At 75.2% G+C, this 12,538-nt stretch carries 14 protein-coding genes; 8 read left to right on the plus strand and 6 right to left on the minus strand.

What is annotated here, in order from left to right; genetic code table 11:
- Positions 1-366 (plus strand): hypothetical protein, encoded by a 366-nt coding sequence (locus ACFV4N_RS08795; protein WP_499671903.1) that lies wholly within the window; start codon positions 1-3, stop codon positions 364-366.
- Complete coding sequence (locus tag ACFV4N_RS08800; RefSeq protein WP_499671890.1) at positions 366-626, plus strand: hypothetical protein; 261 nt, start codon at positions 366-368, stop codon at positions 624-626. Before ACFV4N_RS08795 ends, ACFV4N_RS08800 begins: the two co-directional genes overlap by 1 nt.
- A 37-nt stretch (positions 627-663) precedes the next feature.
- Here ACFV4N_RS08800 and ACFV4N_RS08805 read toward each other — a convergent pair whose 3' ends face one another.
- Both ACFV4N_RS08805 and ACFV4N_RS08810 read right to left on the minus strand, forming a co-directional pair.
- A complete protein-coding gene (locus tag ACFV4N_RS08805; protein WP_499671891.1) occupies positions 664-2,160 on the minus strand; it encodes an SEFIR domain-containing protein in 1,497 nt (498 codons plus the stop codon).
- Positions 2,157-2,918, minus strand: coding sequence for a nucleotidyltransferase domain-containing protein (locus ACFV4N_RS08810; RefSeq protein ID WP_499671892.1), 762 nt, complete (start codon positions 2,916-2,918; stop codon positions 2,157-2,159). Before ACFV4N_RS08810 ends, ACFV4N_RS08805 begins: the two co-directional genes overlap by 4 nt.
- 81 nt (positions 2,919-2,999) lie before the next feature.
- Between ACFV4N_RS08810 and ACFV4N_RS08815 the strand changes: the two genes are divergently transcribed.
- The 3 genes from ACFV4N_RS08815 to ACFV4N_RS08825 are packed head-to-tail and all read left to right on the plus strand — an operon-like array spanning position 3,000 to position 5,200.
- Complete coding sequence (locus ACFV4N_RS08815) at positions 3,000-3,422, plus strand: hypothetical protein (protein ID WP_499671893.1); 423 nt, start codon at positions 3,000-3,002, stop codon at positions 3,420-3,422.
- Between the two features lie 39 nt (positions 3,423-3,461).
- Complete coding sequence (locus ACFV4N_RS08820) at positions 3,462-4,472, plus strand: permease (protein WP_499671894.1); 1,011 nt, start codon at positions 3,462-3,464, stop codon at positions 4,470-4,472.
- A complete protein-coding gene (locus ACFV4N_RS08825) occupies positions 4,469-5,200 on the plus strand; it encodes a TIGR03943 family putative permease subunit (RefSeq protein WP_499671895.1) in 732 nt (243 codons plus the stop codon). The genes ACFV4N_RS08820 and ACFV4N_RS08825 overlap by 4 nt, the downstream gene beginning before the upstream one ends.
- On the opposite strand, the gene ACFV4N_RS08830 is transcribed toward ACFV4N_RS08825, so the two are convergent.
- The 3 genes from ACFV4N_RS08830 to ACFV4N_RS08840 all read right to left on the minus strand — a co-directional run bounded on the left by ACFV4N_RS08830 (position 5,188) and on the right by ACFV4N_RS08840 (position 6,329).
- A complete protein-coding gene (locus tag ACFV4N_RS08830) occupies positions 5,188-5,619 on the minus strand; it encodes a Fur family transcriptional regulator (protein ID WP_499671896.1) in 432 nt (143 codons plus the stop codon). The genes ACFV4N_RS08825 and ACFV4N_RS08830 overlap by 13 nt on opposite strands.
- Complete coding sequence (locus ACFV4N_RS08835; RefSeq protein ID WP_499671904.1) at positions 5,616-5,990, minus strand: ArsR/SmtB family transcription factor; 375 nt, start codon at positions 5,988-5,990, stop codon at positions 5,616-5,618. Before ACFV4N_RS08835 ends, ACFV4N_RS08830 begins: the two co-directional genes overlap by 4 nt.
- A gap of 72 nt (positions 5,991-6,062) precedes the next feature.
- A complete protein-coding gene (locus tag ACFV4N_RS08840; protein WP_499671897.1) occupies positions 6,063-6,329 on the minus strand; it encodes a hypothetical protein in 267 nt (88 codons plus the stop codon).
- A gap of 17 nt (positions 6,330-6,346) precedes the next feature.
- On the opposite strand from ACFV4N_RS08840, the gene ACFV4N_RS08845 reads away from it, so the two are divergent.
- Positions 6,347-6,727 carry an antibiotic biosynthesis monooxygenase family protein gene (locus tag ACFV4N_RS08845; RefSeq protein WP_499671898.1) on the plus strand — a complete coding sequence of 127 codons (381 nt, stop codon included), beginning with the start codon at positions 6,347-6,349 and terminating at the stop codon, positions 6,725-6,727.
- 117 nt (positions 6,728-6,844) lie between these two features.
- Complete coding sequence (locus ACFV4N_RS08850; protein WP_499671899.1) at positions 6,845-8,230, plus strand: glycine--tRNA ligase; 1,386 nt, start codon at positions 6,845-6,847, stop codon at positions 8,228-8,230.
- On the opposite strand, the gene ACFV4N_RS08855 is transcribed toward ACFV4N_RS08850, so the two are convergent.
- The gene (locus tag ACFV4N_RS08855; RefSeq protein WP_499671900.1) at positions 8,217-9,122 is read right to left on the minus strand and encodes an AraC family transcriptional regulator; all 906 of its coding nucleotides are present in this window, start codon (positions 9,120-9,122) and stop codon (positions 8,217-8,219) included. The two genes, ACFV4N_RS08850 and ACFV4N_RS08855, sit on opposite strands and share 14 nt — an antisense overlap.
- A 37-nt stretch (positions 9,123-9,159) precedes the next feature.
- Between ACFV4N_RS08855 and ACFV4N_RS08860 the strand changes: the two genes are divergently transcribed.
- The gene (locus ACFV4N_RS08860) at positions 9,160-12,282 is read left to right on the plus strand and encodes a hypothetical protein (RefSeq protein ID WP_499671901.1); all 3,123 of its coding nucleotides are present in this window, start codon (positions 9,160-9,162) and stop codon (positions 12,280-12,282) included.
- Positions 12,283-12,538 lie beyond the last annotated feature (256 nt).

Here is a 12,538-nt window from a genome sequence, read left to right on the forward strand (position 1 = left end):
ATGTTCCACGAGGTGCACGTGGACGACGACGGCGCGCTGAGCTTCCGGCACGGCGACGTGCCGTGCGCGGTGCAGGCGATGCGGCTGGCCGAGGGCCTGACCGTGCTCAGCCTGACGTGCGTGGTGGCGTGGGACCTGCCCAGCGACCCGAGCCTGGCCGTGTCCGCGGCCGAGCGCGCGGGCCAGGGCCTGTTCGGCACGCTGGGCGTGGTCCACACCGAGCGGGGGATGGACGTGACGCTGCGGTACGCGTTCCCCGCCGAGGGGCTGAAGGCCGAGCCGTTGAGCACGTTGTTGATGCTGGTCGTGTCCACCGCCTCGCAGCTGCGCAACGAGCTGCTGGCGGGAACCGGGGGAGGGGCCTGATGGCCGGTGTGGTGGTGTACGAGCCGGACGACGAGGACGAGGTCGACGGCCTGCCGTGGGCGGTGACGTTCGAGGCGTCCGCGGGTGAGGACTGGGCGTCGTTCGTGTGCGGCCCGTACGAGCGCGAGGAGGCCGTGGCGCTGGCCGAGGAGGTCCTGGCGGGCAGCCGCGGCGTGACGGCCGTGGTGGAGCCCCTGCTGCCGGTGGAGCGGGCGGAGGACGTGCTGGCCACGATCGCGGAGCTGCGCTCGGAGGACTGAGCGCTCCCCGGGGCCTGGGACCTGGGTTGGACCGGGGTCACGGCGCGCCGGGGTGCAGCGCCAGCCGGCGGATGCCGGGCGCGGCGAAGCCGGGGTTGTCGGCGACGAGGAGGTCCCGGCCGCCGGAGGCGAACGCCACGTGGCCCTCGCGCCCGTCCGGGACGCCGAGGATGGCCTGGTCGGTGAAGCGGATCACGTGGACGGCGCGGTCGCGGTTGAGCGCGACGAGCGACCCCGTCGGGTCCAGGGCGACGCTCGGGTAGAAGGCGGCGTGCGGCGAGCCCCAGTGGGGTTCCCGCTGGTCCGCGCGCCACAGCTCGTAGTGCCCCGCGCGACCGCGGCCGCCGGTCGCGGTCGCGAACCGGTCGCCGTCCCACGAGGCCGCGAGGCGGACCACGGGCCCGGCCGCCGTCCAGCCGAGCCGCGCGCCCGAGGCCAGGTCCAGCCGCGTGACCAGCCGGCCGGTGGCGAAGAACAGCGCCGTGCCGTCGCCCGAGGCGGCGACGGCGGTCACCGGCGCGCCGGGCGGCGTCCACGGCGGGGCCACGGGCGAGCAGGACGCCACCGACCACGCGGTCAGCCCCGCGCCGTTCGCGGTCGCCACCGCGACCCGGTCGGTGCCCGGCAGCGGCGCCAGCCCGGTGATCTCGGCGGGCACCCGCACCTCGTGCGTCAGGGCGCCCGAGGGGAGGGCGTGGAACCGCAGGGACCGGCCGCAGCCGGTCACCGCCACCGCGCCGGCCGGGAGGGCGACGTGCGGGTGCCCGCTGCCGGAGAACCGCCGATCGGCCCGGACGCGGCTGAGCAGCACGGGGCGGTCCACGTCGTACAGCCACACCCGGCGGTCGTTGTCGGCGGTGGCCAGCCGCGTCCCGTCCGGCGAGGTCCACAGGCCCAGGCAGGCCGACGTGGGGCTGCGCAGGAACGGGTAGGTCGCGGACACGACGAGGGCCGGGGCGAGGTCGGGCCCGACGAGCCCCGGCGGGGTGGGTCCCGGGGCGGGTGGCGGGGTGTCGTCCCGGCGCGGCAGCAGGGGCGGCGGGCCCAGCGGGGGCGGCACCTCCCAGGGCTGGTCCAGCAGCACCCGCAACAGGGCTTCCGCGCCCGGCACGGTGAAGTCCGAGACGGGGTACACGGTGGACGTGGCCGGGGCGAGGAAGTCCGGGACGCCGGCCACCGACTCGCCGGGCAGGACGACGGGCAGGAACCGGTCCAGGGCGCGCTGGTCGGCGTAGAAGGCGTCCCGGATCAGCCGCGCCTCCCACTGCGCGCCGCGCCCGTCGGCGGGACCCGCCCGGCCCTCCGCCCGCCGCCGGTACTCGGTCGACGCGATCACCAGCACGTGGTCGGCCGACCTGATCTGGTCCGCCATCCACAGCGCCCAGTCGGTCCGCCGCGCCGTCGTCTCGCGGTCCAGGCGCACGTCGATCCCGCACCCCCGCAGGAAGACCCACAGCCGGCGCACCAGCTCGGCGTGCCGGTCCGACTCGTGGGCGTAGGAGATGAAGACCCGACGTGGACTCGTGCCGGTCACGGCGTTCCCCCTGGTGCTCGTCCCACGCCTGGTGATCGCGCCGGGCGCGCGTCGCGTTCCACGGGCGCGCGCAGCAGCGGTTCCAGCAGCTCGGCGAGGTCGAGCTGCCGGCGCAGCGACCCGGCCGGCGACGCGCGCAGCAGGGCGCGGACCGCGTCCGGCGCGCCCGCGGGCTCGGTGAGGTCGTCCAGGTGCCGCCGCACCGTGCCCAGGTCCAGCGACGGGTTGGGCAGGTCGTTCGCGGCCCACGCGGCGCGCAGCAGCCCGTCGGTCAGCACCGCCGCCGCCCAGCCGACCTCCACCGGGTCGCCGCCCCGCAGCACCGCCCGCGCCTTGGGCAGCACGTGCCGCAGGAACCCGGCGTGGTGCGCCCTCACGTGCTCGGGGGCCCGGTAGCGGGCGTGGGCCTCGGCCGCGTCGAAGACCAGGCGCGACACCACGCCCGAGGGGTCGTGCAGCACCACGCCGTCGAGGAAGGCGTAGCCCCACGACTCGTCGTCCGCCCGTCGCGGGGCGAAGGTGGCCCGCCACCCGTCGGCGGTGCGGACCAGCAGGTCGACCGGCGGGTCGCGGGGCGCCGAGCGCCACGGCGCGTCCTCGGCGGGCGCGCCGACGACCAGGACGTCCAGGTCGGAGTCCGGCCGGGCGGTGCCCCGCGCCAGGGACCCGACCAGGAGCGCGCCCAGCACGTCGTCGTCGGCCGTCAGCTCGGCGAGCAGCCCGGACGGGGCGCGCTGGTGCGCGGGCGACCCGGTCACGGGCTGTCCCCCGATCGGAAGTGACGCTCCGGCGCGACGCGCGGCTACGGTGCCTGGATCGCCTTCCGACAGGGGCCAACCATGAGAGCCGCAGCACGCGCCGCCTTATGCGCGACCATGATCGCCGCTTCGACGTTCGCCGTCACCCCCACCGCCCTGGCCGCGGCGAGCATCACCGTCACCGGCGCCCAGGTCATGGGCGCCCAGTACGGCAGGCTGTGGGTCTGGGGCACCGCGACCTGCTCCACCACCTCGGGCACCGCCGTGATCCGGGCCTCGGGCCTCCAGATCCTCATGCACATGGCGAGCGACGGCGGCACCACCACCATCCCGTGCTCGGCCCAGCCCGCCCAGTGGTCCGTGGACATGAGCCCCCAGGTCCAGTGCTTCCAGCCGTTCGTGGACCAACGCTGCTTCATGACCGACTCACAGGTGACGGTCATCGCGGAAGTGGTGGATAACGGCGTGTCCCAGGCGTTCTCGGTGGGCCCGTTCCCCACCTGACCCCGATCCCCAGTCGGGCGCTCTGGCATCATCACGAAAGTGACAATCACTGGCGAGATCCGGGAACCTCGCCCGCGCCGCACCCCGCCCCGGTGGAGGGTCACCTCCCTGGAGGTGCTGTGCGGGGTGCTGGTGCTCGCGCTGCTGCTCCAGGACTGGCTGGTCGGCGTGCTGGACGTGCCGGTGCTGCGGACCGCCTCCACGGTGTTCGTCGCGGTGTGCGTGCAGGCCATGCCGTTCCTGGTGCTCGGGGTGCTGATCAGCGGCGCGATCGCGGCGTTCGTGCCGGCGAGCGCGCTGCGGCGGCTGCTGCCCCGCCGGACGGCGCTGGCCGTGCCCGTCGCGGGGCTCGCCGGCGTGGCCCTGCCGGGCTGCGAGTGCGCGTCCGTGCCGGTCTCGCGGCGGCTGATGCAGCAGGGCGTGCCGCCGGCCGTGGCGCTGTCGTTCCTGCTGGCCGCGCCCGCGGTGAACCCGGTCGTGCTCGTGTCCACGGCCGTGGCGTTCCGGGACGCGCCCGCGATGGTGCCCGCCCGGTTCGCCGGGTCCCTGTTGACCGCCATGGTCATGGGCTGGCTGTGGACGCGGTTCGGCAAGGCCGAGTGGATCGCCGAACGCGCGCTGCGCCGCCTGCCCGACCGCGACGGCCGGTCCCGGTGGGCGGTGTTCGCCGAGACCGCGCGGCACGACCTGGTCGACGCGGGCGGGTTCCTGGTGCTCGGCGGCGTGTTCGCGGCCGCGTTCAACGTCCTGGTGCCGCAGTCCTGGCTGGAGGCGCTGGGCGGTCAGATCGTGCTGGCCGTGGTGGTGATGGCGCTGCTGGCGGTCGTGCTGGCGCTGTGCAGCGAGGCGGACGCGTTCGTCGCGGTCTCGATGACCGCGCTGCCGCTGCTGCCGCGGCTGGTGTTCCTGGTGGTCGGCCCGGCGGTCGACGTCAAGCTCATCGCGCTCCAGTCGGGCGCGTTCGGCAAGTCCTTCGCGGCGCGCTTCGCCCCGGCCACGTTCGTGGTGGCGATCGCGTGCGCCCTGGCGGCGGGAGCGGTGTTCCTGTGAGGCGCGAGACCCAGAACATCCTGCTGGTCCTGCTCGGCGGCGCGCTGCTCAAGCTCGCGCTGACCGGCACCTACCTGCGCTACGTCAAGGAGTCGCTCCAGCCGTGGCTGGTGGTCACCGGCGCGGTCATGGTCGGGCTGGCGGTGATCTCGATCGCCCGGGACGTCCGCGGCGGCCTGGGGCAGCCGCAGGAGGGGCAGCTCGCCGAGGGGCACGACGGCCACGACCACGGCTCGTCGCGCAGCCCGTGGATGCTGCTGCTGCCGGTGCTCGCGGTGTTCCTGATCAGCCCGCCCGCGCTGGGCGCGGACACCGTGACCCGCTCCAGCGTCAACGCGGCGCAGGAGGTCGAGGCGGCCGACGGGTTCGCGCCCCTGCCGGACGACGAGGTCGTCCCGCTGACCATCGGGGAGTTCGTCACCCGCACCGCGTGGGACGACTCGGGCTCGCTGGACGACCGCACGGTCAAGCTGACCGGGTTCGTGGTCCGCCAGGGCCCGGACGTGTTCATCGCCCGGCTGATGATCGGCTGCTGCGCCGCCGACGCCCGCCCGGTCAAGGCGCGGATGACGGGTCTCGACCTCAGCTCGCTGCCCGACGACCAGTGGGTGGAGGCCGTCGGGCGCGTCGTGCCGGGTTCGGCGAACAAGGAGAGCCAGTTCGTACCGACGTTCACCGTCACGGAGGTCGTGCCCATCGCCGCGCCGGAGGACACCTACGAGGGCTGACCCGCCTTCTCGTTGCACGCCCGGCAGGTGCCGAAGATCTCCACGGTGTGGCTGACCTCGACGAACCCGTTCTCGGCGGCGACCCGGTCGGCCCACTTCTCCACGGCCGGGCCCTCCACCTCGACCGTGCGGCCGCAGCTCCGGCACACCAGGTGGTGATGGTGGTGCGCCGAGCAGCGGCGGTAGATCGCCTCGCCCGAGTCCGTGCGCAGCACGTCCACCTCGCCGGCGTCCGCCAGCGACTGGAGCGTGCGGTAGACCGTGGTCAGGCCGATGCCCTGGCCGCGTTTGCGCAGCTCTTCGTGCAGCTCCTGGGCGGAGCGGAACTCGCCGAGCGAGTCCAGCAGCTTGGACACGGCGGTCCGCTGCTTGGTGGAACGCAGCCCCGGTACCGAGGTCGGGCGCTCGCTAGTGGTCACATCTCCTCCGTCCGGGTGGTCCGGTCGGTCTCGTTGATACCACGCGGACCCTCGTCGACATGGGTTACCGCGTCCACCACTATGTGCGCGAGGTGCTCGTCGACGAGCCGGTAGACCACCTCGCGCCCGTGCCGCTCGCCGTGGACCACCCCCGCGGACTTGAGCACGCGCAGGTGCTGGCTGATCAACGGCTGGGCCACGCCCAGCGCCTCCACCAGCTCGTGGACGCACCGGTCGGCCTCGCGGAGCTGGAGCACGATCGCGATCCGCACCGGCGCGGCCAGCGCGCGCAGCAGCTCGCCCGCGGCCGACAGCGTGCGCGCCGGCAGCGCGGGGGCGGGGTCGGGGACCACGCGCTCCGGGGAGTGCACGTGATCGCCCCGCACTCCGACCGTCACGGCGCCTCCCAGGTGGTATGGATTTTCACCACCAATAGTACGGCGCTAGAGCACCGACACCGCGATCAGCACCAAAACCCCCAGGACCAGCAGTCGCAGCGCGCGGGCGCGGGGGTCCAGGAAGCGCCAGGTCGCCGCCAGCAGGGCCGCCACGCCCAGCGCCAGCGCGCCCAGCAGCGCCGCGCCGACCGCGCCGCCGAGCCACACCCCGAGCCCGAACAACGCCAGGACCAGCAGGAACGCCGCCGGGGCGGGCACCCGGGACAGCGGTCCGGAGCCGGGGATCAGGGTCCGCTTGGAGTCACCAGCCACCGTGGCATCCTTGCACCGTGCTGCTCGTCTGCCGCTTCACCGTCCCGGAAGCCTCCGCCGAGGCGTTCACCGGGCGCGTCGACCGGGCCCTGGCGCTGCTGACCGCCCAGCCCGGCTGCCGGCGGGCCCAGCTGTCCCGCTCGACCGACGAGGCCGACCGGTACGTGCTGACCGCCGAGTTCGACTCGGTGGTCGCCTACCGCCGGGCGATGTCGCCGTTCGAGGTGCGCGAGCACGTGGTCCCGCTGCTGTCGGAGGCGATCGCCGACGAGCCCGCCGCCTACGAGCCGCTGCTGGTCGCGGCCGACGGGTCGGTGCGCCGGGAGACCAGCCTGCTGGCCCGGGACGCGGGCACCGTCCGCCTGGGCGAGGCCGCGGGACCGGCGACCCCGCGCTGAGGCCGGTCCCACCGGCCCGGTCGCACCGGCCCGGTCGCTCGATGGGGGCCGCGTGACGAGGGCTACCCTGACGACCCCGTACCCGCATCCCTTACCTGCATTCCCGATGGAGTGTCCGTGGCAGCCGATCGCATCGAGACCGTCGTCAGCCTGTGCAAGCGCCGGGGGTTCGTGTACCCGTGCGGCGAGATCTACGGCGGCACCAGGTCGGCGTGGGACTACGGCCCGCTCGGCGTGGAGCTGAAGGACAACATCAAGCGCCAGTGGTGGAACACCGTGGTGCGCGGCCGCGACGACGTGGTCGGCCTGGACTCGTCGGTGATCCTGCCGCGCGAGGTGTGGATCGCGTCCGGGCACGTCGAGGCGTTCGTCGACCCGCTGATCGAGTGCAACTCCTGCCACAAGCGGTTCCGGCAGGACACGCTGGCCGAGGAGTACGCCGAGCGCACCGGCAAGCAGGTCGCGGAGGGCGACGTCAGCGACGTGCCGTGCCCCAACTGCGGCACCCGCGGCCAGTACACCGAGCCGAAGATGTTCAACGGCCTGCTCAAGACCCACCTGGGCCCGGTGGAGACCGACGAGGGCCTGCACTACCTGCGCCCGGAGACCGCGCAGGGCATCTTCACGAACTTCCTGAACGTGCAGACCACCTCGCGCCGCAAGCCGCCGTTCGGCATCGGCCAGATCGGCAAGAGCTTCCGCAACGAGATCACGCCGGGCAACTTCATCTTCCGGACCCGCGAGTTCGAGCAGATGGAGATGGAGTTCTTCGTCGAGCCGGGCACCGACGAGGAGTGGCACCAGTACTGGATCGACGAGCGCACCCGCTGGTACACGGACCTGGGCATCTCCAAGGAGAACCTGCGGCACTACGAGCACCCGGCGGAGAAGCTGTCGCACTACTCGAAGCGGACCGTCGACATCGAGTACCGCTTCCGGTTCGGCGGGCAGGAGTGGGGCGAGCTGGAGGGCATCGCCAACCGCACCGACTTCGACCTGAACACGCACTCCAACCACTCGGGCGTGGACCTGTCGTACTTCGACCAGGCCACCAACTCGCGCTACCGCCCGTTCGTGATCGAGCCCGCGGCGGGCGTGGGCCGGCCGATGATGGCGTTCCTGCTGGAGGCCTACACCGAGGACGAGGCGCCCAACGCCAAGGGCGGCGTGGACAAGCGCGTCGTGCTGCGCCTGGACCGCCGCCTGGCGCCGGTGAAGGCGGCCGTGCTGCCGCTGTCGCGCAACGCCGACCTGTCGCCCAAGGCGCGCGACCTGGCCGCCGCGCTGCGCCGCCACTGGAACGTCGAGTTCGACGACGCGGGCGCGATCGGCCGCCGCTACCGGCGCCAGGACGAGATCGGCACGCCGTTCTGCGTGACGGTGGACTTCGACACGCTGACCGACCACGCCGTGACGGTGCGCGAGCGCGACACCATGTCGCAGGAGCGCGTGTCCATGGACCAGCTGGAGTCCTACCTGGCCGCCCGCCTCATCGGCGCCTGAACGCGCTGGGGCGCTCGCCCCGGACCCGCTTGAACGCCGAGCTGAGCGCGAAGGCGGTGCTGTAGCCGACCCGGCGGGCCACGGCGTCCAGCGTGGCGCCGGGCTCGCGCAGCAGGTCGGCGGCCAGCGACAGCCGCCACGAGGTCAGGTGGGCCATCGGCGGTTCGCCGACGAGTTCGGTGAACCGCCGGGCCAGCGCGGCCCGGGACACGCCGACCTCCTTGGCGAGGCCCGCGACCGTCCAGGGCCGCGCGGGCGCCTCGTGCAGCAGCCGCAGCGCCCGCCCGACCGCCGGGTCCAGGTGCGCCCGGTACCAGGACGACTCCTCGGCCAGGCGGGCGCGCAGCGCGGAGATCAGCAGCAGGTCCAGCAGGCGGTCGAGCACCGCCTGCTGGCCCGGCAGGTCCTTGGCGACCTCCTCGGCCAGCACCGGCACCAGCGCCTGCCCCGGCACCACGGCCACGTGCGGCAGCGCGGCCGACAGCCGGCCGCCCACCTCGCCGTCGAACCGGTACGCGCCGCTGATCAGCACCGCGGCGCCGTCGGGTTTCGCGCCCCACGTGCGCACGCCCTGGTCCCACACCTCGCACAGCTCCTCGCCGCCCGGCGTGGTCGAGCGGTCGCCGGGGTGGATCACCGCCTGCGGCGCGGTGCCCGGGTCGTCGGCGACGGTGTAGTGCCCGGGTCCGCGCACCACGACGACGTCGCCCTCGCGGAAGGGGACCGGGTCGTCGGCGTCGGGCACCACCCAGCCGTCGCCGCGCACCGCCACCAGGACCGACAGCGGCGCGCCGTCCTGGACCCGGACCGACCACGGCGGGTCGAGCACGGACCGCACCACGAACGCGCCGCGCGCCCTGGGCCCGTCCAACAGCGCCGACAACTCGTCCACGCGGTCAGGATAGGGACCGTGGTGGAGGATGTCCGTCGTGCGATTACCGGGGAAGCCCGCGGTGGCGGCGCTGGCCGTCGCGGCGGTGGCGACCGCGCTGGCCGTCGCGGTGAACCTGGCCACCGACCCGATCCAGGTGGGCCAGCCGTGGGCGTGGTCCGGCGTCCTGCTGCTGGTGCTGCTCAGCGCGTGGCTGAGCCCGGTGGCGGCGCGGGCCGCGGCGACGGCCCCTCCGGCGGACGGGGCCGTCGGGGCGCTGAGGGCGGACGTGCGACGGGTGTGGGTGGCGGAGGCCGCCGCGCGCCGGGTGCGCCGGCCGGCGCCGCTGGACGTGCGCTGGTCGTCAACCGGGCGTCCGGTTGCGGCGAGCAGGCGGATCGTGCTGGGTGACGGGTCGGGGCGCGAGTGGGGCGAGGAGCCGCTCTCGGGCGGGGTCGAGGAGGTCGTGGACCACCTCCTCGGGTTGCCGCACCAACGGCTGGTGGTGCTCGGCGCGCCGGGCGCGGGCAAGTCGGTGCTCGCCGTGCTGCTGACGCTGGGCCTGCTCGACGCCGACCGCGCCGGGGGGCGCGTGCCGGTGCTGCTGCCCGTCGCGTCGTGGAACCCGGTCCTGGAGGACGTCGAGGACTTCGTCGCGCGCCGCACCGCCGAGGACCACCCGGTGGTGGACGTCCGGTCCGTCCGGCGGCTGATCGGGGAAGGGGTGCTGCTGCCGGTGCTCGACGGCCTCGACGAGCTGCCCGCGGTGTGGCACGGGAGGGCACTGGAGCGGGTGGAGGAGTGGTGCGACGCCGACCGCCCGCTGGTGGTGACCTGCCGCAGCGCGGAGTACGAGCGGGCGGGCGTGGTGCTGTCGTCGGCCGCGGTGGTGGAGCTCGAGCCGGTCGACGTGGCGCGGGTGGTGGCGTTCCTGTCCGAGCCGCCCCCGGCGCGCGAGCGCTGGGCGCCGGTCCTGCGGCACCTGGAGGCCGAGCCCGGAGGCGCGCTGGCGGGGGTCCTGTCGACGCCGCTGATGGTGTCGGTCGCCCGCGCCGCCTACCGGGATCCGCACACCGACCCCGCCGAGCTGCTCGCCCTGCCCGACCGCCGGGCGGTGGAGCGCACCCTGTTCGACGCCTTCCTGGCCGACGCCTACCCGACCCCGGAGCCGGACCCGGGCGGACCGCAGCCCACCGCGCCGCGCCCGCGCCGGGAGGTCCGCTGGCTGCGCCACCTGGCCTTCCAGCTGCACCAGCGGGGTACCCGCGACTGGCGCTGGTGGGAGGCTACGGCGAGGGCGCTCGGACCGGAGCCCGCGGACCGGCACCTCCCGCTCTGGCTGCTGCTGCCCGTCGGGCTGGTGCTGGGGGCCGCGGCGACCGTCGGGTTCGTCGCGATCCTGTACCTGCCGTTCAACCCGTGCGTGGCGGCGGCCGAGATCGCGGTCGTCCTCGCGCTGGTCGCGCTCCAGGTCCGGTCGGTCTTCCCGGGCCGGTACCTGCCGGCGGCGCTCGCGGTGGGCGCCGCCCTGGTGCTCGCGGTCGGCGTGGCCGGGCTGTTCCTGTGGCTCGGCCAGCAGGACCGGCGCAGCGCCGTGATCACCGGGGTGCTGCTGGTGAGCCTGGCCTGGAGCGAGCGGTCGCCCCGGTCGCGGGTGTCCGCCGCCGCGTTCGATGCCCTGTCGCTGTCGTTCGTCGCGATAGCGGTGCGGAACCCCGTGGTGGCCGGTGCGGCGGTCGGCTACCTGGTGCTCGCGCCGCTCTTGCCCGAGGCCGGGCGGGCGGGCGGCACGCCGTGGTCGACGCTGTCGGCCGCCCGGCGCGCGAGCGCGGTGGCGGGCGCGCGACACGGTGCGCTCGGCGGCGCGCTGCTCGGCGCGGCCGCGCTGTGGACCGGGACGCCCGGGACGGCCCTGCGCGTCGGTGTCGTCGCGGCGGTGCTCTGCGGTGTCACCGCAGCCTTCCGGGCCGGGGCGCGGGAGCTGGTCCGGTTCCGCTGCGTCCACGTCGCGAGCGCACTGCTGGGCCTGTGGCCGTGGCGCCTGCGCCGGTTCCTGGAGGAGGCGCGAGCCCGGCAGGTGCTCCGCCAGGCGGGCACCGCCCTCCAGTTCCGCCACGCGCTGCTCCAGTACCACCTGGAGGAGCCGATGTGGGTGGCGCGGCTGCGCGTCCTGGCGTCGCGTGACGACTCCGGCGCCCCGTACGCGAGGATGCGCCTGGCCGAGGTCCTGGCGGCGGGCGGCGAGGTGGACGAGGCCCTGGACCTGCTACGCCCGGTCGGCGAGGCCGTGGACCTCCTGGTGGAGCTGCTGGTGCGGGAGCGCCGCCTCGACGAGCTGCGCGCGATGGCCGCGGCCGACGACCCCGAGGTCGTGCGCCGCGCGGGTCCCGCCCTGGCCCGGGTGCTGGTGGCGGAGGGGGACGGCGGGACGGCCGTGGCGGTGCTGCGCGCGGTGGTCGAGCGCGTGCCCGGGGCGGGAGGAGCCGCCGCGGCCCTGGCCCGGCTGCTGGCCGACCGGGGGCGGCGGGCGGAGCTGCGGGCGCTGACCCACCGGGGCGGCCAGGTCGCGGTGGCGGCGGCGGTCGAGCTGTCGGCGCGGTGGTCCGACGAGGACGTGGACCACGTCCTCGCCTCCCTGCGCGCCCGGCCGTCGGCGGATCGGGTCGGGCTCGCCGACGTGTTGGTCAACACCGGCCGGCTCGACGAGGCGGTCGAGGTGCTGTCCGGGGACGGGGCGGTGGCCGCGGTGGAACGGCTGGCCCGCCTGCTGGCCGAGGCCGGCCGGTGGGACGAGCTGCGGGACCGGGCCGAGTCACCCGGGGGCGTGCCCGCCGCCGCGCGGCTGGCCCGGGAGCTGGTCGCGCGCGGCGACCCGGACGGGGCCCTCGCCCTCCTGCGCGCCCGACTGGAACACCGGGGCCGCGCCCGGGACGGCGACGCCACCGCGGTGCTGTTGGCGGACCTGCTGGTGGACCTGGGGCGACCGGCGGAGGCCGCGGCGGTGCTGCGGCGGCGGCTCGGGTCGGATCGGGAGGGGCACCCGGAGGTCGAGGACAAGCTGGTGGACGTGTTGCTGGCGCTCGGACTCCGGGACGACGCGATGGCGTTGCTGCGGTCCGCGGCCGACCGGCTGGACCGGCACTCGTCCCGCGCCGCCAGGCGGCTGGCCGAGGTGTTCTGACCTTGACGATCGCGTATGCGTTCGAGCAGGTGAGCCATGGAGGACGGGGCACCGCTCCGCTTGGCTGGTGACCATGTTCCCCACGGTGACGATCCTCGCGGCCCTGGGCTGCGCTGCGACGGGCGGCGTCTTCTTCGCGTTCTCCGCCATGGTCATGCCCGCCCTGCGCCGGACCACGCCCGCCGAGGGCGTGGAGGTCATGCGCGCCATCAACGTCGTGGCGCTCAACCCCCCGTTCCTCGGGCTCTTCCTCGGC

This window comes from Actinosynnema sp. NPDC059797, assembly GCF_042732085.1.
Lineage (GTDB): Bacteria > Actinomycetota > Actinomycetes > Mycobacteriales > Pseudonocardiaceae > Actinosynnema.